This window comes from Kitasatospora cathayae (assembly GCF_027627435.1).
GTDB classification, from domain to species: domain Bacteria; phylum Actinomycetota; class Actinomycetes; order Streptomycetales; family Streptomycetaceae; genus Kitasatospora; species Kitasatospora cathayae.
In genome coordinates this window covers 2,816,898-2,838,500 of sequence record NZ_CP115450.1, presented here as the reverse complement: position 1 = coordinate 2,838,500, position 21,603 = coordinate 2,816,898, and the positions used below count along the sequence as shown (strand labels likewise).

18 protein-coding genes and 1 pseudogene are annotated in these 21,603 nt (G+C 73.5%); 11 read left to right on the top strand and 8 right to left on the bottom strand.

What is annotated here, in order from left to right; all coding sequences use genetic code 11:
- Positions 1-60 precede the first annotated feature (60 nt).
- From O1G21_RS12590 to O1G21_RS12570, 5 genes are all read right to left on the bottom strand, one after another.
- Positions 61-2,208 carry a 3-hydroxyacyl-CoA dehydrogenase NAD-binding domain-containing protein gene (locus tag O1G21_RS12590; protein ID WP_270143374.1) on the bottom strand — a complete coding sequence of 716 codons (2,148 nt, stop codon included), beginning with the start codon at positions 2,206-2,208 and terminating at the stop codon, positions 61-63.
- A gap of 2 nt (positions 2,209-2,210) precedes the next feature.
- Positions 2,211-3,455, bottom strand: coding sequence for a thiolase family protein (locus O1G21_RS12585; protein WP_270143372.1), 1,245 nt, complete (start codon positions 3,453-3,455; stop codon positions 2,211-2,213).
- A gap of 245 nt (positions 3,456-3,700) precedes the next feature.
- Positions 3,701-4,948, bottom strand: coding sequence for a ribonuclease D (locus tag O1G21_RS12580; RefSeq protein WP_270143371.1), 1,248 nt, complete (start codon positions 4,946-4,948; stop codon positions 3,701-3,703).
- A gap of 253 nt (positions 4,949-5,201) precedes the next feature.
- Positions 5,202-5,918: a response regulator transcription factor gene (locus tag O1G21_RS12575; RefSeq protein ID WP_030288221.1), complete on the bottom strand. Its 717-nt coding sequence runs from the start codon at positions 5,916-5,918 to the stop codon at positions 5,202-5,204.
- A gap of 319 nt (positions 5,919-6,237) precedes the next feature.
- Positions 6,238-6,900: a DUF3000 domain-containing protein gene (locus O1G21_RS12570; RefSeq protein WP_270143370.1), complete on the bottom strand. Its 663-nt coding sequence runs from the start codon at positions 6,898-6,900 to the stop codon at positions 6,238-6,240.
- A gap of 236 nt (positions 6,901-7,136) precedes the next feature.
- Between O1G21_RS12570 and hemE the strand changes: the two genes are divergently transcribed.
- The 3 genes from hemE to hemQ all read left to right on the top strand — a co-directional run bounded on the left by hemE (position 7,137) and on the right by hemQ (position 10,484).
- The gene (gene hemE, locus O1G21_RS12565; protein WP_270150945.1) at positions 7,137-8,150 is read left to right on the top strand and encodes a uroporphyrinogen decarboxylase; all 1,014 of its coding nucleotides are present in this window, start codon (positions 7,137-7,139) and stop codon (positions 8,148-8,150) included.
- Between the two features lie 181 nt (positions 8,151-8,331).
- Positions 8,332-9,762, top strand: a complete 1,431-nt coding sequence (hemG, locus tag O1G21_RS12560) for a protoporphyrinogen oxidase (protein WP_270143369.1) — start codon at positions 8,332-8,334, stop codon at positions 9,760-9,762.
- The gene (gene hemQ / locus O1G21_RS12555) at positions 9,759-10,484 is read left to right on the top strand and encodes a hydrogen peroxide-dependent heme synthase (RefSeq protein WP_270143368.1); all 726 of its coding nucleotides are present in this window, start codon (positions 9,759-9,761) and stop codon (positions 10,482-10,484) included. The genes hemG and hemQ overlap by 4 nt, the downstream gene beginning before the upstream one ends.
- Before the next feature lie 70 nt (positions 10,485-10,554).
- Here the strand turns inward: hemQ and O1G21_RS12550 are convergent, their stop codons facing one another.
- The 3 genes and pseudogenes from O1G21_RS12550 to O1G21_RS12540 all read right to left on the bottom strand — a co-directional run bounded on the left by O1G21_RS12550 (position 10,555) and on the right by O1G21_RS12540 (position 13,765).
- Entirely contained in the window at positions 10,555-11,337 is a 783-nt protein-coding gene (locus O1G21_RS12550; protein ID WP_270143366.1) for a TIGR04222 domain-containing membrane protein, read from the bottom strand.
- Between the two features lie 92 nt (positions 11,338-11,429).
- Entirely contained in the window at positions 11,430-12,494 is a 1,065-nt protein-coding gene (locus O1G21_RS12545) for a TIGR04222 domain-containing membrane protein (RefSeq protein ID WP_270143364.1), read from the bottom strand.
- A gap of 27 nt (positions 12,495-12,521) precedes the next feature.
- A pseudogene (locus O1G21_RS12540) lies at positions 12,522-13,765 on the bottom strand (DUF692 domain-containing protein).
- Between the two features lie 252 nt (positions 13,766-14,017).
- Between O1G21_RS12540 and O1G21_RS12535 the strand changes: the two are divergent.
- The 8 genes from O1G21_RS12535 to O1G21_RS12500 all read left to right on the top strand — a co-directional run bounded on the left by O1G21_RS12535 (position 14,018) and on the right by O1G21_RS12500 (position 21,601).
- Entirely contained in the window at positions 14,018-14,944 is a 927-nt protein-coding gene (locus tag O1G21_RS12535) for a GNAT family N-acetyltransferase (protein ID WP_270143363.1), read from the top strand.
- 135 nt (positions 14,945-15,079) lie between these two features.
- A complete protein-coding gene (locus O1G21_RS12530) occupies positions 15,080-15,865 on the top strand; it encodes a hypothetical protein (protein ID WP_270143361.1) in 786 nt (261 codons plus the stop codon).
- A gap of 121 nt (positions 15,866-15,986) precedes the next feature.
- Entirely contained in the window at positions 15,987-16,997 is a 1,011-nt protein-coding gene (locus O1G21_RS12525) for an MBL fold metallo-hydrolase (RefSeq protein ID WP_270143359.1), read from the top strand.
- Positions 16,998-17,094: 97 nt separating this feature from the next.
- Entirely contained in the window at positions 17,095-18,948 is a 1,854-nt protein-coding gene (locus tag O1G21_RS12520; protein ID WP_270143358.1) for an ATP-binding protein, read from the top strand.
- Complete coding sequence (locus O1G21_RS12515; RefSeq protein ID WP_270143356.1) at positions 18,945-19,436, top strand: roadblock/LC7 domain-containing protein; 492 nt, start codon at positions 18,945-18,947, stop codon at positions 19,434-19,436. The genes O1G21_RS12520 and O1G21_RS12515 overlap by 4 nt, the downstream gene beginning before the upstream one ends.
- Positions 19,433-19,795 (top strand): DUF742 domain-containing protein, encoded by a 363-nt coding sequence (locus O1G21_RS12510; RefSeq protein ID WP_030288251.1) that lies wholly within the window; start codon positions 19,433-19,435, stop codon positions 19,793-19,795. Before O1G21_RS12515 ends, O1G21_RS12510 begins: the two co-directional genes overlap by 4 nt.
- Positions 19,773-20,411 (top strand): GTP-binding protein, encoded by a 639-nt coding sequence (locus O1G21_RS12505; RefSeq protein ID WP_270143351.1) that lies wholly within the window; start codon positions 19,773-19,775, stop codon positions 20,409-20,411. The genes O1G21_RS12510 and O1G21_RS12505 overlap by 23 nt, the downstream gene beginning before the upstream one ends.
- Positions 20,408-21,601, top strand: coding sequence for a cytochrome P450 (locus tag O1G21_RS12500; protein WP_270143349.1), 1,194 nt, complete (start codon positions 20,408-20,410; stop codon positions 21,599-21,601). Before O1G21_RS12505 ends, O1G21_RS12500 begins: the two co-directional genes overlap by 4 nt.
- Positions 21,602-21,603: the final 2 nt, after the last annotated feature.

Sequence of the window (21,603 nt, the reverse complement as noted above, 5' to 3'; positions counted from 1 at the left end):
CCCCAACGCACGAAGGAGCCCCCGGCGACCAGCCGGGGGCTCCTCGGGTTCGGCTACGCCTTACGCGGGCACCGAGGCCACGCCGGGGGCGAGGAACTTCTTGCCGTTCACCCGCTCCGAGATGCCCTCACGGTCCAGGTACGGGGTGATCCCGCCCAGGTGGAAGGGCCAGCCGGCGCCGGTGATCATGCAGAGGTCGATGTCCTGCGCCTCGGCGACGACACCCTCGGCCAGCATCAGGCCGATCTCCTGCGCCACGGCCTCGAGGGCGCGGCTCAGCACCTGCTCCTCGGTGAGCACCGTGTCGCCGAAGGTCAGCAGCTCCAGCACCTCGGGGTCGAGGACCTGCTTGCCGTCCACCCAGGTGTAGAAGCCGCGCTTGCCGGCCCTGACCACCTTGCCGAGGTTCTCGGAGACGGCGAACCGCTCCGGGAAGGCGCCGTGCAGGGTCTCCGAGACGTGCAGGGCGATGGCCGGGCCGACCAGCTCCAGCAGCATGATCGGGGACATCGGCAGGCCGAGCGGCTCGACGGCCTTCTCGACGCTGGCGATCGGGGTGCCCTCGTCGATGATGTTCTGGATCTCGCCCATGAAGCGGGTCAGGATCCGGTTCACCACGAACGCCGGGGCGTCCTTGCAGAGCACCGAGGTCTTCTTCAGCTTCTTCGACACGGCGAAGGCGGTGGCCAGCGACGCGTCGTCGGTCTGCTCGCCGCGGACGATCTCCAGCAGCGGCAGGATCGCGACCGGGTTGAAGAAGTGGAAGCCGACGACCCGCTCCGGGTGCTTCAGCTTCGAGGCCATCTCGGTGACCGACAGCGAGGAGGTGTTGGTCGCCAGCACGCAGGTCGGCGAGACCACGTTCTCCAGGTCCGCGAAGACGGTCTGCTTGACGCCCATCTCCTCGAACACGGCCTCGATGACGAAGTCCGCGTCGCCGAAGGCGGCGGCCTTGTCCAGCGAGCCGGTGACCAGGCCCTTGAGGCGGTTGGCCTTGTCCTGGCCGATCCGGCCCTTGCCGAGCAGCTTGTCGATCTCGGCGTGGACGTAGCCGACGCCCTTGTCGACGCGCTCCTGGTCGATGTCGGTGAGGACCACCGGCACCTCCAGACGGCGGGCGAACAGCAGCGCCAGCTGCGAGGCCATCAGACCGGCGCCGACGACGCCGACCTTGGAGACCGGGCGGGCCAGCGACTTGTCCGGCGCGCCGACCGGGCGCTTGGCCCGGCGCTGCACCAGGTTGAAGGCGTAGATGCCGCTGCGCAGCTCGCCGCTCATGATGAGGTCGGCCAGGGCCGCGTCCTCGGCGTCGAAGCCGGCCTGCAGGCTGGCCTTGTCGGCGAGGTCGGCGTCCTTGACGGCGGCGATGATGTCCAGCGCCTTGTAGGCGGCCGGGGCGGCGCCGTGCACCTTGCCGTCGGCGACCATGCGGCCCCACAGGACGGCGTCGTCCCAGGCCTTGCCGCGGTCGATCGCCTCGCGCTCGACGACCAGGTCGCCCTTGACGACCTTGGCGGCCCACAGCAGCGACTGCTCCAGGAAGTCGGCCGGCTCGAAGATCGCGTCGGCGATCCCCAGCTCGAACACGTCCTTGCCCTTGAGCTGCTTGTTCTGGTTCATCGAGTTCTCGATGATGACCTTGACGGCCTTACCGGCGCCGATCAGGTTCGGCAGGATGGTGCAGCCGCCCCAGCCGGGGACGAGGCCGAGGAAGACCTCGGGCAGCGAGAAGGCCGGAACGCCCGCGGACACCGTGCGGTAGTCGCAGTGCAGGCCGACCTCGACGCCGCCGCCCATGGCCGCGCCGTTGTAGAAGGCGAAGGTCGGGACGGGCAGCGCGGCGATCCGCTTGAAGACCTCGTGGCCGCCCTTGCCGATGGCCAGCGCGTCCGCGTGCTGCTGGAGCAGCTCGACGCCCTTGAGGTCGGCGCCGACCGCGAAGATGAACGGCTTGCCGGTGATCGCGGCACCGACGATCTTGCCCTCGGCGGCCTCGGCCTCGACCTGGTCCAGCGCCTCGGACAGCTTCAGCAGCGAGCCCGGGCCGAAGGTGGTCGGCTTGGTGTGGTCGAAGCCGTTGTCCAGGGTGATCAGGGCCAGCTTGCCGGCCTGCAGCGGCAGGTCCAGGTGGCGGACGTGCGCGGTCGTGACGACCTCGCCCGGGAACAGCTCGGCGCCGCGCTGGAGCAGCTCAGTGGTGTTGCTCATGGTCACTTACCACCCTCGAGCTCGGACGACTTTTCCGCTCCGCTCCAATGCGGGTTCTCCCAGATGATGGTGCCGCCCATGCCGAAGCCGATGCACATCGTGGTGAGGCCGTAGCGGACGTCCGGGCGCTGCTCGAAGCGGCGGGCCAGCTGGTTCATCAGGCGCACGCCCGAGGAGGCCAGCGGGTGGCCGAAGGCGATCGCACCGCCGTACGGGTTGACCCGCTCGTCGTCGTCCGCGATGCCGTAGTGGTCCAGGAAGGACAGCACCTGGACGGCGAAGGCCTCGTTGACCTCGAAGGCCTGGATGTCGTCGATGGTCAGACCGGCCTTGGCCAGCGCCTTCTCGGTGGCCGGCACCGGGCCGATGCCCATGACCTCGGGCTCGACGCCAGCGAAGGCGTAGGAGACCAGGCGCATCTTGACCGGGAGGCCGAGCTCCTCGGCGACGTCCTCGGCGGCCAGCAGCGAGGCGGTGGCACCGTCGTTCAGACCGGCCGAGTTGCCCGCGGTGATGTTGCCGTGCGGGCGGAACGGGGTCTTCAGGTTGGCCAGCGACTCCATCGTGGTGCCCGGGCGCATGGGCTCGTCCACGGTGGCCAGGCCCCAGCCGGTCTCGCCGACCTCGGGGTTGGTGTTGCGGATCGAGATCGGCACCAGGTCGGGCTGGATGTCGCCGTTGGCGTACGCCTTGGCGGCCTTCTCCTGGGAGCGCACGGCGTAGGCGTCGCAGCGCTCCTTGGTCAGGTGCGGGAACCGGTCGTGCAGGTTCTCCGCGGTCATGCCCATGAACAGGGCGGACTCGTCGACCAGCTTCTCGGAGACGAAGCGCGGGTTCGGGTCCACGCCCTCGCCCATCGGGTGGCGGCCCATGTGCTCGACGCCGCCGGCCACGACCACGTCGTACGCGCCGAAGGCGATGCCGCCGGCGGTGGTGGTCACGGCGGTCAGGGCGCCGGCGCACATGCGGTCGATCGCGTAACCGGGGACGGACTTCGGCAGGCCGGACAGCAGGGCGGCGGTGCGCCCGATGGTCAGACCCTGGTCGCCGATCTGCGTGGTGGCCGCGATGGCGACCTCGTCGATGCGCTCGACGGGCAGGTTCGGGTTACGGCGCACGAGCTCCCGGATGCACTTGACGACGAGGTCGTCGGCGCGCGTCTCGTGGTAGATGCCCTTCGGGCCGGCCTTGCCGAACGGGGTGCGGACGCCATCGACGAAGACGACGTCCCTCGCGGTACGAGGCACGGGGGCTCTCCTCCCAGGGACCAACATTTCGAGGTGGGCAGGCGGCCGCCGGCGAAATGCCCGAGCGGCGCCGCATCACGGCCATGCTACCGGTCGGTAACCAACCTGCCCAGGCCCCTCGGAGGGTTCTGACCATGTGTCCCGCGACACGTCCGGCGGCACGTCCGACCAGGAAGCCTTCCCGGAGACGCCGAAGGGGATGCCGTCCGTGCGGACGACATCCCCTTATGCGGAACCCGGTCGGATCAGCCCTGGGCCGTGGTGGCGGCGGAGGCGAAGGCGGCGGCGACCACCGGTGCCACCAGGTCGACCTGCCACTGCCGGGCGCCGAGCCGGCGCAGCGCGGCGGCCACGCCCTCGGCGCTCAGCTCGGCCGGCGGCTCCCAGGAGACCCGGCGCACCAGGTCCGGGGTGATCAGGTTCTCGGCCGGCAGGTGGTGGCGCTCGGCCAGCTCGCTGATCGCGGCGCGGGCGCCGGACAGCCGGGCGGCGGCCACCGGGTCCTTCTCCGCCCAGGCCCGCGGCGGCGGCGGTCCGTCGTGCGGCGCGGCGGCCGGCGGCAGCTGGTTCTCCGGAACCTCCCGGCCGCGCTGCACGGCCGCCAGCCACTGGTCCAGCTGGCGCCGGTGCAGCCGCGGACCGAAGCCCTGCACGGCCTGCAGCGCGGCGACGTTCAGCGGCATGGCCAGCGCGGCGTTGACGATCGCGGCGTCCGAGAGCACCCGGCCGGGGGAGACGTCGCGCTCCTGGGCCATCCGGTCGCGGGTCAGCCACAGCTCGCGCACCACGGCCAGCTGGCGGCGCCGGCGGACCTTGTGCAGCTGCGAGGTGCGCCGCCACGGGTCGGTGCGCGGGGCCGGGCGGGGCGCGGCGGCGATCGAGGCGAACTCCTCCAGGGCCCAGTCGAGCTTGCCCTGGGCGTCCAGCTCCTGTTCGAGTGCGTCACGCAGCTCGACCAGCACCTCGACGTCCAGAGCCGCGTAGCGCAGCCAGGGCTCGGGCAGCGGGCGGGTGGACCAGTCCACCGCCGAGTGCTCCTTGGCCAGGCTCAGCCCGAGCACGTTCTCGGTCATCGGCCCGAGGCCCACCCGGGCGAAGCCGGCGATCCGCCCGGCCAGCTCGGTGTCGAACAGACGCGTCGGTCTCATGCCCACCTCGGCCAGGCAGGGCAGGTCCTGGGTGGCGGCGTGCACCACCCATTCGGCGTCCGCGATGGCGGAACCCAGCCCGCTGAGGTCGGGGCAGGCGATCGGATCGATGAGGGCGGAGCCGGCGCCGGATCGGCGCAGCTGAATGAGGTACGCCCGCTGCCCGTAGCGGTAGCCGGAGGCGCGCTCGGCATCGACGGCGACCGGTCCGCTGCCCGTGGCGAAGGCGGCGATCGTGGCGGCCAGCGCCTGCTCGTCCGCCACGACGGGCGGGATCCCCTCCTTCGGCTCGAGGAGCGGGACCGGGGCTGCTTCTTCTGGGATGGCTGCTACGGCGTCGGTCACCCACCAAGGGTACGACGGTCCCCGGAACTGGGAGTGTTGTCGGACTGGTCAGACTGCCATTCGGCTCGACCCTTCTCCCTTTCGGCACCGGAGCGCCCCTTCGGCTCGAGGCGGGTGATTCGCCCACTCGCCGCCGGGGCGCTGTGGCTCTCTCGGACGCCGTAAGACGCCGGGCACGCACGGGCGGCGGTCCAGGAGGAACGTTCCTCCTGGACCGCCGTGGTTCCAACGAGAGGGGGCGGCCCCGGTTGGCTCAGTGGATGATGCCGGTGCGCAGCGCGACCGCGACCATCCCGGCGCGGTCGCCGGTGCCGAGCTTGCGGGCGATCCGGGCGAGGTGGCTCTTCACGGTGAGCGCCGACAGGCCCATCGCCACGCCGATCGCCTTGTTCGACTGGCCCTCGGCGACCAGCCGCAGCACCTCGACCTCACGGCCGGACAACTCGCGGTAGGCGGCCTGCTGCGGGCCCGGCGCACCGGGAGCCCCGGGCGCGCCCGGAGCGCCGGCGGCACCCGGCATGCCCGGCATCCCGGGGCGCCGCATCCGGCCGGCCAGCCCGGCGGCACCGAGCGGCAGGCCCGGGCGGCCCGGCATCGCGACGTTGGTGCGGGTGCCGGTGACCACGTAGCCCTTGACGCCGCCGGCCAGCGCGCTGCGGACCGCGCCGATGTCATCGGCGGCCGACAGGGCCAGGCCGTTGGGCCAGCCCGCGGCGCGGGTCTCGGCGAGGATGGTCAGCCCGGAGCCGTCCGGCAGGTGCACGTCGGCGACGCAGATGTCGCGCGGGGTGGAGACCCGGGGACGGGCCTCGGCGATCGAGGACACCTCGATCACGTCGCGGACGCCGAGCGCCCACAGGTGACGGGTGACGGTGTTTCGGACGCGGGGATCAGCGATGACCACCATGGCGGTGGGCTTGGTCGGGCGGTAGGCGACCACGTTTGCGGGGTGCTCAAGAAGGACCGACACCAGGCCTCCTGCGGGGAGTGGCGGACGGAACCCCGAGGGGGCGGTCGGAGTGTTCCGCGTTCGGAAAGGGTCACAGTCTGCTTCGGCAGCAACCGTGCCCGGCTTTAGCGAAAGATCACGATCTAGTGAGTAACAATACGGACAAATCGCGCATATGAGTGATGAGACATGCCCCGAAATCGCACAAAATCGATCAGATTCGACGCGGATCGGTCGACTTTGACAGGTTTATTGACGTAGAGCGGGATCGAAGTCACACTCCGTCAGCCCTGGGGGTGGCATCGGGGCAGGAGGTGCCGTCCGGCCCGGACGCCACCCGTCAGTGCGACCGCGGGCGTCGCCGGGCGGGCATCGGGACCACCCCACCGAGTGACGTGACCTCGGCCGGGGGCTGCGGGGACGGGGTGGCCGGCGGAAGCCCGGCGCTGATGCAGAGCAGGTCCCCCCAGGCCGCCAGGTGCCGCTCGAACCGCCGGTCGGCCGGCGTCCAGGAGGCCCGGATCTCGATCTCGGTCGAGGAGGGGCGGTCCGCCAGGCCGCCGAAGTACTGCGACGCGCAGCGGGTCACCGTGCCGGACGGCTCCGCGTAGCCGGCGCCGTGCGCCTGCAGCGCGTCCAGCAGCCAGGCCCAGCCGACCTCGGAGAGCATCGGGTCGCCGGCCATCTCCGGCTCCAGCTCGGCCCGGGTCATGGTGACCACCCGGAACTCCCCGTTCCAGGCCTCCTGCCCGGCCGGGTCGTACAGCAGCACCAGCCGGCCGTCGGCCAGCTCCTCGCCGTCCACCTCCACCTCGGCGGTCAGCGCGAACGCGTACGGGGCGAGCCGGCGCGGGGCCGGCGCGGGGGAGAGCTGGAGCTCCGGCCGCAGCCGCGCCCCCTCGAGGGCCTCCACGGCGGCCCGGAACTCGCTCGGCGCCCCCTCGCGACCCGTTCCGCCACCTGTTCCGCCACCCTGCGCGGGGTGCCCGCCGACCGCTGCCATGACCCGAAGACTAGGTCGAAAACCCGGGTTATCGCCGCAACTTCCGTCCGAGCGGCGTGCCGGAACGGCAAACCCGGGCAGATCTTGGAGGAACCGACGAGACCGCCCGAGGAGGCGGGCCCCGGGCGCATGCGAAGATTTGACCCGTGAGCGAGACTACGGCAGACCCGACGGCGGCCACCCCCGACGGCCGATCCACCCCCGCGCGCCGCGGCGCCGCGCACGACTCCGCGTTCCTGCGCGCCTGCCGGCACGAGCCGGTGCCCCACACCCCGGTGTGGTTCATGCGCCAGGCGGGCCGTTCGCTGCCCGAGTACCTGAAGGTCCGCGAGGACATCCCCATGCTGGAGTCCTGCATGCGGCCCGAGCTGGTCAAGGAGATCACCCTGCAGCCGGTGCGCCGGCACAAGGTGGACGCGGCGATCTTCTACAGCGACATCGTGGTGCCGCTCAAGGCCGTCGGCATCGACGTGGACATCAAGCCCGGCATCGGTCCGGTCATCGCCGATCCGATCCGCACCTTCGAGGACCTCAAGCGGCTGCGCCCGTTGGAGCCCGACGACGTCCCGTACGTCACCGAGGCCGTCGGCCTGCTGGTGGACGAGCTCGGCGAGACCCCGCTGATCGGCTTCGCCGGTGCGCCGTACACGCTGGCCAGCTACCTGGTCGAGGGCGGGCCCTCCAAGAACCACGAGAACACCAAGGCCATGATGTACGGGCAGCCCGAGCTGTGGGCCGCCCTGGTGGACCGGCTCGCGGACATCACCTCCGCCTTCCTGAAGGTGCAGATCGAGGCGGGCGCCTCCGCGGTCCAGCTGTTCGACTCCTGGGCCGGCGCGCTCGCGCCCGACGACTACCGCCGCTCGGTCATGCCGGCCAGCGCCAAGGTCTTCGACGCGGTCGCCTCCTACGGCGTGCCCCGGATCCACTTCGGCGTCGGCACCGGCGAGCTGCTCGGACTGATGGGCCAGGCCGGCGCGGACATCGTCGGCGTCGACTGGCGGGTGCCGCTGAACGTCGCCGCCGAGCGCGTCGGCCCCGGCAAGGGCCTGCAGGGCAACCTCGACCCGGCGGTGCTGTTCGCCCCCACCAAGGTCGTGGAGACCAAGGCCCGCGAGGTGCTGCACGCCGCCCAGGCGCTCGGCACCAGCGGCCACATCTTCAACCTCGGGCACGGCGTGATGCCGTCCATGGACCCGGACGCGCTCAGCCGCCTGGTCGCCTTCGTGCACGAGGCCAGCGCGCGCTGACGCCCCGCGGTGGCGGGCCCCGGGACCGCGGGGGCCCGCCACCGTCGCGTCGGTCGGTCCTCCTCGGCTTCGTCGGGTACGCGGGGCGTGCTGGAGCGGCCGGTGCCGTTCCCGGTCCTGGTCGATCTCTCGCGTGCAGCGGATTGAGGGTTCGGCGTAAAGACCTGCGAGACTGCGAAGCATGTCGGATGCACAGGTCGTCGTCGTCGGTGGTGGGATCGCGGGGCTCGCTGCGGCTGCCTTCCTGAGCGGGGCGGCCGGGGGGCCGGCCCGGGCGCGGGTGACGGTGCTGGAGGCGTCCGGGCGGGTCGGCGGGAAGCTGTGGGGCGGGGAGGTCGGCGGGGTCCGGGTGGACCTCGGGGCCGAGTCGGTGCTGGCGCGGCGGCCGGAGGCGGTGGAGCTGGCGCGGGCGGTCGGGCTGGGGGAGGAGCTGGAGCCGCCGACCACCGCGAAGGCGGCGATCTGGACCCGCGGCGCGCTGCGGCCACTGCCGGGCGGGCAGGTGATGGGCGTTCCCGGTGACCTGGAGGCGCTGGCCGCCTCCGGGGTGCTCACCGCCGAGGGGCTGGAGCGGGCCCGCAGCGAGCGGGCCACCGAGGTCGGGGCGGACGTCGCGATCGGCCGCTACGTCGCCGACCGGCTGGGCCGGGAGGTGGTGGACCGGCTGGTCGAGCCGCTGCTGGGCGGCGTCTACGCCGGGCGCGCCGACGAGATCTCGCTGCGCGCCGCCGTGCCGCAGCTGCTGCCGATCGCCCGGGGCGGCGGCTCGCTGGTCGAGGGGGTGCACGAGCTGGCCTCCCGGCCGCAGGTGGTCGGCACCCCGGTGTTCCAGGGGCTGCGCGGCGGCCTCGGCACCCTGCCGGAGGCGGTCGCCGCGGCCTGTGTCAAGGCGGGCGTGGACCTGCGCACCGGCACCCCGGTGGAGGAGCTGCGCCGCACCCCCGAGGGCTGGCGGTTGGTGGCCGGCGGTGAGGTGCTGACCGCGGACGCCGTGGTGCTGGCCGTCCCGGCGCCGGCCGCGGCCCGGCTGCTGCGCGCGGACGCCCCGGCGGCGGCCGTCGAGCTGGACACCGTCGAGTACGCCGGCATGGCGCTGGTGACCCTGGCGTTCCGCCGCGCCGACCTGACCGAGCCGCCCACCGGCAGCGGCTTCCTGGTGCCGCCGGTGGACGGCCGCCGGATCAAGGCCTCGACCTTCTCCTCCAACAAGTGGGGCTGGCTGGAGCGCTCCGCCCCGGACGCGTTCCTGCTGCGCACCTCGCTCGGCCGCCACCGCGAGGACGAGGTGCTGGAGCTGTCGGACGAGGAGCTGGTGGCCCGCTCGCTGGCGGACCTGGAGGAGGCGATCGGCCTGACCGCCCGGCCGTACGACACCTTCGTGTCGCGCTTCACGGCCGGCCTGCCGCAGTACCCGGTGGGCCACCTGGACCGGGTGGCCCGGGTGCGGGCGGCGGTGGGGGCGGTGGGGGCCCTGGCGCTGTGCGGCGCCGCGTACGACGGGGTGGGGATTCCGGCCTGCATCGGTTCGGCGGCCGCCGCCGCGGCGGCCATCGACGAACTGTTGACCCCGGCGACCGGGGAAGGTTCCACGGAGAGGACAATGGGCGCATGACTGAGAGCGTTGAGCGGGAGCCGGAGCAGCAGCCCGAGAAGAAGAAGGCGCGCGACCTGAACCAGGTCATCCGCTACACCATGTGGTCGGTGTTCAAGCTCAAGGGCATCCTGCCCGAGGACCGCACCGCCCTCGCCGCCGAGGTGGACGAGCTGTTCGCCCAGCTCGCCGCCAAGGACGTGACGGTGCGCGGCACCTACGACGTGTCCGGGCTGCGCGCGGACGCCGACATCCTGATCTGGTGGCACGCCGAGGACTCGGACGACCTGCAGGAGGCGTACAACCGCTTCCGCCGCACCGGCCTGGGCCGCCAGCTGGAGCCGGTCTGGTCGAACATGGCCCTGCACCGCCCGGCCGAGTTCAACAAGTCGCACATCCCGGCGTTCCTGGCCGACGAGCGCGCGCGTGACTACGTCTGCGTGTACCCGTTCGTCCGCTCGTACGACTGGTACCTGCTGCCGGACGAGGACCGGCGCGCGATGCTCGCCGAGCACGGCATGCAGGCGCGCGGCTACCCGGACGTGCGGGCCAACACGGTGGCCTCGTTCGCGCTCGGCGACTACGAGTGGCTGCTCGCCTTCGAGGCGGACGAGCTGCACCGGATCGTCGACCTGATGCGCGACCTGCGCGCCTCCCGGGCCCGGATGCACGTCCGCGAGGAGGTGCCGTTCTTCACCGGCCGCCGCAAGCCGGTGAGCGAGCTGCTGAACGGCCTGGTCTGACCCGCACCGCAACGGAGGCCGGTTCCCCCTGCTGCTGAGGGGGAGCCGGCCTCCGGTGGTTCCGGGGAGCTCAGGTCCGGTGCGGGCGGAGGGCGGCGCGCAGGCGGGCGTCGGGGAGGACGGCGGGGCCGTTCATGGCGACGGCGGTGAGCAGTTCGCGTTCCTCGTCGTCGGCGAGGCCGCGCTGGCGGGCCGGGCGGACCTCGCGCAGCACCTCCTGGCCGACCGGGGAGGCCCACCGGGTGTACGGGTAGACGTCGACCCGGGCCATCAGCAGGGTGCCCGTGGTGAGCACCAGCGGCAGCGAGAACCAGGCGAGCGGGGCGATGGTGTCACCGCCGGTGAAGCCGCTGAGGGACAGCGAGGCGGCGAGCAGCACCAGGGTCAGCAGCATCGCGTGCCGGACCTGGCGGACCACCACCACGGTGTTGCGCTGGATCAGGGCCGGGGTGGCCAGGCCGGCCAGCGCCAGCCGGGCGCCGATCTCCAGCACGGTGGGGTGTTCGGCCATCGCCCGGCGCAGTTCGTCCGTACGGCACTGGCCGTCGGGGCCGACGGTGGAGACCACCGCACGTTCCAGGCGGCTGCGGCCCTTGGGGTCGACCACGGTGGTCCAGCCGGTGTGCGCGAGGTGCAGACGGCCGCGGCCGGCCATCAGGACGAGGGCGAGCTCCACCACCCGGTCCGGGCCGCCGGCCAGGTAGGCCGTCTCGTAGAGCCCGATGCCGACGGCCTCCGGCGGGCGCGACCGTTCCTGGTCGGCGATGGCGTCGGCGGTGGCGGTCATCCGCACCAGCCGGAGGCAGGAGAGCACCGCCGCGACACAGGCCGGTATCAGGAACAGCAACCACATGGGCTTGTTGTATGCCTGGGGCCGTCGTGCGCGGAACGGCTTCCCGGACCGCGATACCGAACTGTGACGTCGGCCGCGCGGCCTCCCGGAGCTCAGGAGCCGCAGCCGCCGCCGCAGCTGGAACCGCAACTGGACCCGCAGCTGGACGACGACGAGCCGCAGCTGGAGTGCGAGGACCCGCAGCTGGAGTGGTGCGAGGAGCCGCAGCTCGACGAGGACGAGCCGCAGCTCGACGTGGAGGAGCCTGAGCCGGAGGAGCCGGAGGAGCCGCACCAGCTGGCGGAGCCGCCGCAGGACGAGGACGACGAGGACGGGGAGGAGGCCAAGGAGGACGACGAGGTGCTCGCGGTGGCCTGCCGAATCGCCTCCTCCTGGGCCGCGGCCGCCAGCATCGCCTCCTCCAACTCCTGGTTCTCCAGCCCGGCGACGGCCAGTCCGCCGAGCGCGAGCGCGCCCAGCATGGCGCCGCCCGCGAGCCGGGGCGAGATGCCGGAGCTCGGCGTCCACGGGGTGCCGCCCTGCATCAGGCTGAGCTGGCGCTGCCCGGCGGGGGTGATCCGGCCCTTGGCCGGGGAGGTGGCGCCCAGGGTGACGGCGCCGAGGAGCAGCAGGAAGCCCGGGACCAACAGGGCGGGACGCTCGTGGTGGGCCTGGTGGTCGTCGAGCAGCAGGGCGAGCACGGCGAAGGCCACGAGGTCGAGCATCGCGATCCAGAGCAGGCGGCGGGCGGTGCGGGCCCGCTGCATCCGCTCGGGGCGGCGCATCAGGCCGCGGTCGGCGAGCCGGTCGCCGATCTCCTGGACGGCCGCCGAGCGCATCACCATGCGGCGCAGCGGGCCGAGTTCCCGGCTGCCGGTCGGGCCGACGGCGTCGTGGACCGCCTGGTCGACGGTGTCGTACGGCTTGGCGCCGGTGAGGGTGACCAGGCCGGAACGGCTGATCACGACCTGCTCGCCGAGGTGCATCCGGACCAGCGCGGTGTCGACGACTCGGCCGGGACCGCCGGCCAGGAAGGCGGTGTCCAGCAGCGGCAGTCCGCGGCCGGGCAGGCCCTGCGGGTACGGGACGTGCCGGACCCGCTGGTGGGTCTGGGCGGCGTACAGCGCGGCGGCGACCAGCAGGACGGCCGGGATCAGGAAGTAGCCGTTGTGCCACATGGGCGGTTCCCCCGAGGTGTGAATGGGTCAGCGGCCGCGCAGGGCCCGGCGCAGGCGGGTGAGCGGGCCGGGTGGGGCCTGCTCAGCCGCCGGCGCCGGGTGGAGCCACTGCTCCAGGGCGCGGCGGTGGTCGGCGGCGAGCGGGCCGCCGTCGGTGAGCACCCACGCGGCGAAGGCCCGGGCGTCGGCGCGGTAGCCGCCGGTCTGCGGGTGGGTGCGGGCGTAGCCGAGGAAGAGCGGCCCGTACTGCGCCCCGAGCAGGCGGGGCAGGTCGGGGGCGATCTTCGCGGTGGTGTCGCGCCGCTTGGCGGCGAGGCCGGTGGACTGGGCACGGACCTGGTCCGGGTCGAAGCCGGGCGGGACGGGCCCGCCGGCCACCAGGGCGGCCAGCAGTTCCTCCTGCCGCCGGGCCAGGCGCTCCCGGGCGGTGCCGGTCGTGCGCTCGCCGTGATCCAGCTCGCTCATCGCGGGGCGCTCCCCTCCAGCACCCGGCGGATGGCGTCCAGTTCACCGGCCAGTTCGGAGGGCGGCGGGAAGCCGGCGTCGCGTTCCAGCAGGACGCCGGGCGGTGCGACCCGCGCGCACAGTTCGGCCAGCACCTCCAGCACCGGTTCGGTGACGGGGTGGGCGTGGGTGTCGTGCCACACGCCGTCGACCAGGGTGCCGCCGGCGACGTGCACGTACGCGAGCGCCTCCAGTGGCAGGCGGTCGAGTTCGGCGGCCGGGTCGATGCCGAGGTTGACCCGGTTGGTGTGCAGGTTGGCGACGTCGATCAGCAGTCGGACACCGGTCCGGGCGACCAGTTCGGCGAGGAACTCGCCCTCGGTGAACTCGTCGTCCGGCCAGGCGAGTTGGGCGGCGATGTTCTCCAGGGCGAGCGGCACCGGGAGCTGGTCCTGGGCGATCCGGACGTTCTCGGCGATCACCCGCAGCGAGTCCCGGGTGCGGGGGACGGGCAGCAGGTGGCCGGCCTCCAGGCCGCCGGCCCGGACGAAGGCCAGGTGCTCGGTGACCAGCGGCGAGCCGAGCGCGAGCGCCGCCCCGGCGAGTTTGTCGAGCCGCTCCGGGGCGGGCAGCCCGGCGCCGCCGAGGCCGAGGCCGACGCCGTGCGGGACGACGGTGACGCCGCGCTCGCGCAGGACGGTGAGCGAGGCGGGCAGGTGGTCGGCGCAGATGTTCTCGGCGACCACCTCGACCCAGTCCAGACCGGGTTGGCGTTCGACCACGGTGTCGATCTCGCTGCGCCAGCCGAGGCCGACGCCGAGCTCGATCGCGGTCCCGACGCCGGGTCGGGTCACGGAGGCAGGGGAAGTCATCGGTGCGCCCCCTTCGGAGGGCTGGGTGGGGAGGCCGTCGGGCGGTGCGGGCGTCGTCGCCAGGACCGCGCGGCCGTGCTGCTGAGGATGTCCCCGGGCGGGGTGGCTGCCAAGCCTCACCCGGTCTTCTCAGAGCATTATTTGAGCTTGCGTTCGGTCGCGAAAATCGAAGGCGGCGGCGGGCGGCGGCGGATAGCGTGCGAACCCATGACTACGAGCGCACTGACGATCCGTGACTTCCGCCCCGAGGACGCCGAGGCGGTGGCGGCCGCCCACCGGGCCGGGCGCGAGCACCTGGTGATGACCGCCGAGGCCCTGCTCTGGCTGAACGCCCAGCAGAATCCCGACCAGCACTTCCGCACCTTCGTCGCCGAGTCGGACGGCCGGGTGGTCGGCGCGGTGCGCTGCGCGGTGGTGCTCGGGACGACGACCGCCGGCGTCGGCTACGCCAACGGCAGCGTGCTGCCGGAGTTCCGGCGGCGCGGCGCGGCCACCGCGCTGCTGGCCGCGGCCGAACGGCACCTGGCCGGCCACGGGGTGACCGAGCTGCACACCTGGCTGGACGACGAGCCCGCCTCGCTGGCCTTCGGCACCGCCCGGGGCTACGAGATCGGCCGCAGCGCGCAGTTCGGCGGGCGGGACCTGACGCTGCCGTTGCCGCCGGCGCCGGTACGGCCGGCCGGTGTCGAGCTGCGCCCGGCCACCGAGTGGGCGGACGATCCCCGCCCGCTGTTCCTGGTGGCGGCGGACGCGATCCGGGACGAGCCCGGCGAGGTGGAGATGGACGCCCTGGACTACGAGGAGTGGCTGCGGGGGGACTGGGCCCGGCCGGACCTGGACCGGGGGCTGACGGTGGTCGCCGTGGTGGACGGCGAGCCGGCCGCGTTCACCCTGGCGTGGACCGACGGGGTGGACCGCTACTGGTCCGCGTTCACCGCCTGCCGCCGGGACTTCCGCGGCCGCGGCCTGGCCAAGCTGGCCAAGCTGGAGTCGCTGCGCCTCGCTGCGGCGGCCGGCTTCCGGCGCGCGTACACCAGCAACGACACCACCAACGCGCCGATGCTCGCGGTCAACTCCTGGCTCGGGTACGAGCGCTGCGCGGGGGAGCGCAAGGGGATCAAGCGTCTGGCATGACCGTCCGTGTCTGAATCGTCACGCTCCGAATCGCCGGGATGGGGGTACTTTCGGCCACGAACGGGGACTTAACCAGGGCGCACAGTTCGTGGTCGAGTCTTCCTCCCGGGGGATCATATGGAGATCCTGCTCCAGGTGCTGATCGCATCGGTTCCGGCCGTCATCGGTTTCCTCGCGGCCCGTTCCCTCGCCCGTACCAGACTGTTCCTGCGCTACGGCTTCCTGCGGGCGCTGCTGGCGCCGTACGGCCGGGTGCAGATCGTCATCCCGAGCCTGGAGGTGGCGGAGTTCGCCTTCACCTCGGACGGCTGCCAGCTGAGCAGCCGGGGGCCGAAGAACGTGCTGTTCGTGCCGATGGCCGAGGCCAGGGCGATAGCGGAGCTGACCGACCTGCTGCGGAAGGTCAACCGGAAGGCGACGATCGAGCTGGTGGTGGCCGGGGCGCAGGATCCGCGGATGCCGACCTTCTCGATCGGCGGACCGGGCGTCAACTCCTACTCCGGCGGGGTGCTGGAGGCGGTGTTCCCGGACTTCGCCATCGAGTACCCGGACGAGGTGCGCGCCCGCTGGGGCGGGATGACCTTCGAGGCGCTGTACAACCCGGCCGGGGAGCTGATCCGCGACCACGGCTTCCTCTTCGTCACCCGCACGCCCCGGCACGCGCCCTGCGTGGTGCTCTGCGGGGTGTTCGCCTTCGGCTCCGCGATGGCGGTGGAGGCGCTGACCGCGGCGAGCCGGAGCTCCCCGCTGGCGGCGCTGTTCCGCTCGGGGGAGAAAGGATTCGCCGCGGTGGAGGGGCGGGTGATCGGGCTGGACACCGTGGACGTCACGGTCGAGGTCTGCCGGATCCTCCCCGCGCCCCGGTCCGATGTCCCGGCGGGATTCCGGGGCGAGGTGTCCACCGGTCGTCCCGAGCCGTGAGACGATCGATCTCCACCGCGCAGAACGAAACCGGACAGGGCGGGAGAGACCGGGGCACGAACTCCAGTCATCCGTACGGGTTTTGCCCCATCCTTGACACGACATGGGCATAATCGCGCGCATGACGATCAACCGTGCGAACGTGAGCGCGATTGCCGAGGACCTGTACGTGTGGCTCCCCCCGAAGCGGGGCTGGGGCCTGGCCAACTGCGGACTGCTGACCTCCGAGACCACCGCGCTCTGGATCGACACCCCGTACGACCCCTCACTGGCCGGGGAGTTCCTGGCCGCCAGCCGGCGCCTGCTGCCGACCGGGGTCGACATCGACCGGGTGGTCGTCACCCACGCCAACGGCGACCACCTGTGGGGCGCCGGGGTGCTCCCCGACGCCGAGGTGATCGCCACCCGCGAGGCGCTGGAACACATCCACTGGGAGCCCACTCCCCAGCAGCAGCACGCGCTGCTCGCCAACAGCGACCCGGACTCCCCGCTCGGCGGCTACCTCCGCGAGCACTTCGGCCGCTTCGACTGGTCCACCACCGAGCCGGTGCACCCGGACACCGTGTTCACCGGCGAACTGGAGCTGAAGGTCGGCCGCCACCCGGTGCAGATCACCAGCCTGCCCGCCGCCCACACGGGTGGCGACCTCATGGTCCACCTCCCGCACCAGCGCGCGGTGTTCACCGGTGACGTGATCTTCTCCTCGACCCCCGAGCAGCCCGGCGACCACCCCTCGCACTGGGCCGGCCCGCTGGAGAACATCATCGGCGCCTGCGAACAGGCACTGGCCACCGGCGCGGAGATCTTCGTCCCCGGCCACGGCCCGGTGCTCGACCGCGACGGCGTCCACGGGCACATCGACTACCTGGCGTACGTCCGCGAGCGCGCCCACGCCCTGCACGCCGCCGGGATACCCGCGCTGGACGCCGCCCGGCGGGTGATCGCCGAGCAGCGCCACCCCGAACTCGGCCTGCCCGAGCGGCTGGTGCTCACCGTCGCGGCCGAGTACCGGCACCTGGACGGCACCGAGCAGCCCGGCATCCTGGACGCCATGGGCCAGGTCGCCCTGGTGGCCCGCGAACTGGCCGAGGGCACCGCCGGCATCCCGCACCCGCGCTCCGCCCGGAACTGACCGCCGGATTCCGGCCGGAACCGACCGCCGGATTCCGACCGGCCCGGAAACCCGGGCGACGGCCCGGCCCAACCAGCGAGGACACCCGAGGACTTCGATGACGCAGATCGCGCTGATCGCGCTGGTCGCCCTGGCGGTGGTGGCCGTCACGGCCACGATCCTGCTCTCCCGAGGCCGGGCCCGGGCCCTCGCCGCAGCTGCGGACGCCGAGACCGCCCGCAGCCGCGGCGAGCAGCAGCTGCGCCTGGCCGAGGGACGACTCGCCCACGCCGAACGGGAGTTGAGCGAGGCCCAGCAGGCCGCGCAGCACTCGGCCGAGCAGACCCGCCGCGCCGAGGAGCGCTCCCGGGCCGCCGAGCAACAGGGCAACGCCGCGCGCCTCCTCGCCGAGGAAGCGGCCGCCCGCGCCGCGGAGGCCGAGGACCGGCTCGCCGCCGCCGAGCGGCACGCCGCCGCGCTGTTCGCCGAGATCGGCCACCTCGCTCAGGAGCGGGTCGCCGCCACCGCCGTCCGGCTGACCCACACCAACGCCCCGCCGGTCGGCCCACTGGACGCGCAGGCCGTGGGCCCCGAGGCCGTGCACGCGCTGCAGTCCGTCCTGGACGCCGCCACCGCGGCCCTCGACGACGAACGCGAGCGGGTCGACGCCGCCGCCCGGGCCGCCATGCGCGGCGCCACCTCCCGGATCCAGACCCTGCTGTACCAGATCCAGAGCCTGGTGCAGCAGCTCCAGCACGAGAACGACGACCCCCGGCTGCTGGAGGTCGACTTCCGCAACGAGGTCGCGCTGCGCCGGATCCAGACCGTCGCCGTGCTGTGCGAGGCCTGGCCAGGCCTGGCCCGGACCGACTCCCCGCTCGCCGAGGTGGTCGTCGGCGCGCTCTCCCGGGTGCCCGGCTACGCCCGGATCAAGGTCGCCAACCACCTGCGCGAGCAGCGACTGGCCGTGGCCGCCCGGGCCGCCGAGCCGATCGCCATCACCATCGCCGAGATGCTCGCCAACGCCACCGCCTACTCCCACCCGGAGACCGACGTCCCGGTCACCGTCCAGCAGGGCGGCCGCGGCGCGCTGGTGATCGTCGACGACAGCGGCATCGGCATGGACGAGGATCAGCTGCGCCGGGCCCGCCGGCTGCTGGCCGGCCCGTCGGACGTGCTGCTCACCGAGCTCGGCAACCCGCCCAAGACCGGCTTCGCGGTGATCGGCAAGCTGGCCCGCCAGTACGGTTTCGCCTGCCACATCGAGCCCTCGCCGTACGGCGGCATGCGGACCATCCTGCGCATCCCGGCCGCGCTGGTGACGGTGGTGGACGACGAGCAGCCGCTGTCGGTGCTCACCCCGCTGCCGCTGCGGGCCGGCACCGGCCCGGCGCCCGCGCCCGCCGTCGCGGCCGTCCCGCCGATGCGCGACGCCGACGAACAGGACGGGCCGGTGCTCGCCGACCGCCACCACCAGCCCGGCCCGCTCCCGGCGCCGGCCATCCACGTGGTGCCCGACCCGGACCAGGGCGCCGCGCCGGGCGGGGACGGCAGCGGGCTGCCCAGCCGGCGCCGCCGCCGTCCGCTCACCGCGGAGGAACCGGGGGCCGGCCTCGGGACGGCGGCGCCGGGAACGGCGAGCGCCCCGGGGGAGCAGCCCGCGCCGTACGTCCGCAGCCCCGAGCAGGCCGCCGCCCACTGGCAGGCGCTGCAGCGGGGCACCGACTCCGGCCGGGCCGCCGCGGCGCGGACAGCCGGAGGCGGCACCGGGGCCCGCGAGACCCGTACGAGCACTGCGACCAGCACGAGTACTGGTACCCGCACGAGCGCTGCGACCGGTACGAGCAATGGGACCCGTGCGTCGAGCGAGGCCGGCGAGTCCGGCGAGACCAGCAGCACCGGTGGCACCACCGCCGGCCGCGGAACCGGTGGCCACACCACCGGGACGACCTTAGAAGGAGCCGAGCAGTGAGCAGCTCGCCCAGCCCGACCGCCACCGACGAGATCTCCTGGGTGCTGAACCCGCTGCTGGAGCTGCCGGGGGTGCTGCACGCGGTGGTCGCCACCGGTGACGGCCTCGTCGAGGGCGCCTCCGACGGCCTCGGCCGGGCCTCCGCCGAGCGGGTCGCCGCGATGACCGCCACCGTGCACGCCGCCGCCCGCGCCTTCACCAGCGCGTTCACCGACACCGAGCGGCCCCGGCTGGCCCAGACCGTGGTGGAGTCCGACCTCGGCTACGCCATCGTCGTCCCCGCCGGGGAGAACACCTCGCTCGCCGTGTTCACCGCCCCGGACGCCCAACTCGGCAACGTGGCCTACCAGATGCAGCTCCAGGTCGCCGCCCTGGGCCGCGTGCTCGCCAGCCCCGCCCGGCGCCAGGACGCCGGGGCAGCGGACATCGTGGCAGCGGGCGTCGGAGCGCCGGGCGTCGGGTTGCCGGGCCCCACCCCCGGATCATGACCGCCGTCCCCCGCAGGCGGATGGTGCCCGCCTACCTGGCCACCGGCGGCCGCAGCCGCCCCGGCACCGAAGGCTTCGAGCGGCTGACCGTCCTGTTCGCGGACCGGGCCGACCGCGCCGAACCGCCGACCGAACTCGAACCCGAACACCGTCGGCTCTGGGAACTGCTGCGCCCCGGCGCGTTGACCGTGGTGGAGGCCGCCGCGCATCTGCGCCTGCCGGTCAGCGCCACCGTCTTCCTCGCGGCCGACCTGGTCGAGGCGGGCTGCCTGCACGCCCGCGCGCCGATCCCGCGCGCCCAGCAGACCGACCGCTCCATCGTCGAGAGGCTCCTCGTTGGACTCCGTGCCCTCCGGTAGCCCGCATGACCGGCCGAGCCGGGTCGGCTACCTGCCCGACCGGGACCAGACGCTGATGAAGCTGGTGGTCGCCGGCCCCTTCGGGGTCGGCAAGACCACCCTCATCCGCACCCTGTCCGAGATCGCCACCCTGCACACCGAGGAGGCGATGACCGAGGCCGGACGGCCGGTGGACGACCTGGCCGGACTGCCCGAGAAGTCCACCACCACCGTCGCGGTGGACTTCGGCCGGCTCACCCTGCCCGGCAACACGGTGCTCTACATGTTCGGCACCCCCGGCCAGCGCCGCTTCTTCCCGCTCTGGCAGGACATCGCCCGCGGCGCCCTGGGCGCCCTGGTGCTCGCCGACACCCGTCGGCTGGCCGACTCCTTCGAGATCATGGACATGGTCGAGGAGCAGGGCCTGCCGTACGCCGTCGCCGTCAACCGCTTCCCGGACTCCCCGGACCACCCGCCCGAGGTGCTGCGCGCCCACCTGGACCTGCACGCCGCGACCCCGCTGCTGCTGTGCGACGCGCGCGAGCGCGGGAGCAGCCTCGACGCGCTGATAGCCCTGGCCGAGCACGTCCTCGACACCCTGCCCGCCGCCTCCACCGACCCCCAGGACCGCCCGTGACCGTCGAGACCCGACCGACCCCGATCTACGGCCCGGTCTTCGCCGCCGACCCGCAACTGGTGTACGAGCGGCTGCGTCGCCACGGCGCGGTCGCCCCGGTGGAGATCGCCCCCGGCGTCGAGGCCCTGCTGGTCACCGACTACCAGGCCGCCCTGGACCTGCTGCGCGACACCGACACCTTCTCCAAGGACTCCCGGGCCTGGCAGGCGACCGTCCCGCCGGACAACCCGCTGCTGCCGGTGCTGGGCTACCGCCCCACCGCGCTGTTCAGCGACGGCCCGACGCACGCCCGCTACCGCGCGGTGATCACCGACGGCCTCGCCCTGTTCGAACCCCACCGACTGCAGCGCCAGGTCGCCGAGGCCGCCCACCAGCTGATCGACCGCTTCGCCTCGGTCGGCCACGCGGACCTGATCGCCGAGTACGCCCGCCAGCTGCCCGCCTTCGTGCTCACCACCTGGTTCGGCGTGCCCGAGGAGCAGCACGCCCGGGTGGTGTCGGCGATCACCGGGCTGATCGAGTCCACCGAGCGGGCCGCCGCCGCCTACCGGGACCTCCTCGGGGTGATCACCGCCATGGTCGCCGAGCGGCGCGAGCGCCCCCGGCACGACCTCGCCTCCTGGTTCGTCACCCACCCGGTCGAACTGGACGACGACGAGGTGATCCGGCAGATCTCCCTGACCCTGATCGCCGGGCACGAGCCGACCACCAACCTGATCGGCAACGCCCTGCTGCGCCTGCTCACCGACGTCCGTTACGCCGGCTCGCTGTTCGGCGGCGCGATGACCGCCCACCAGGCGATCGACGAAGTGCTGTGGCACGAGCCGCCGATGGCCAACCTCTCCGCCCACTACCCGCGCTACGACATCACCTTCCACGGCCGGGAGATCAAGGCCGGTTCGCTGGTGCTGGTCTCCTACGCGGCCGCCAACTCCCAGGCGGCGCCGCCCACCGACGGCGGCGAGCTGCGCAGCGGCGAGAGTGCCCACCTGGCCTGGGCGGCCGGCCCGCACGCCTGCCCGGCCCGCGACCCGGCCCTGCTGATCGCGATCACCGCCATCGAGCAGCTGACCAGTCGGCTCAGCGACCTCGAACTCACTACCCCGGCGGGGGAGTTGCTCTGGCGTCCGGGCCCGTTCCACCGTGCCCTGGTGCACCTCCCGGTCCGCTTCGCGCCGGTGACCGGATAGTA

Bases quoted from the DNA above. Each gene is read 5' to 3' on its own strand.
- O1G21_RS12590 (WP_270143374.1), bottom strand. From the start codon at position 2,208: ATGAGCAACACCACTGAGCTGCTCCAGCGCGGCGCCGAGCTGTTCCCG.
- O1G21_RS12570 (WP_270143370.1), bottom strand. From the start codon at position 6,900: ATGGCAGCGGTCGGCGGGCACCCCGCGCAGGGTGGCGGAACAGGTGGC.
- hemG (WP_270143369.1), top strand. From the start codon at position 8,332: ATGTCGGATGCACAGGTCGTCGTCGTCGGTGGTGGGATCGCGGGGCTC.
- hemQ (WP_270143368.1), top strand. From the start codon at position 9,759: ATGACTGAGAGCGTTGAGCGGGAGCCGGAGCAGCAGCCCGAGAAGAAG.
- O1G21_RS12550 (WP_270143366.1), bottom strand. From the start codon at position 11,337: ATGTGGTTGCTGTTCCTGATACCGGCCTGTGTCGCGGCGGTGCTCTCC.
- O1G21_RS12545 (WP_270143364.1), bottom strand. From the start codon at position 12,494: ATGTGGCACAACGGCTACTTCCTGATCCCGGCCGTCCTGCTGGTCGCC.
- O1G21_RS12535 (WP_270143363.1), top strand. From the start codon at position 14,018: ATGACTACGAGCGCACTGACGATCCGTGACTTCCGCCCCGAGGACGCC.
- O1G21_RS12525 (WP_270143359.1), top strand. From the start codon at position 15,987: ATGACGATCAACCGTGCGAACGTGAGCGCGATTGCCGAGGACCTGTAC.
- O1G21_RS12520 (WP_270143358.1), top strand. From the start codon at position 17,095: ATGACGCAGATCGCGCTGATCGCGCTGGTCGCCCTGGCGGTGGTGGCC.
- O1G21_RS12510 (WP_030288251.1), top strand. From the start codon at position 19,433: ATGACCGCCGTCCCCCGCAGGCGGATGGTGCCCGCCTACCTGGCCACC.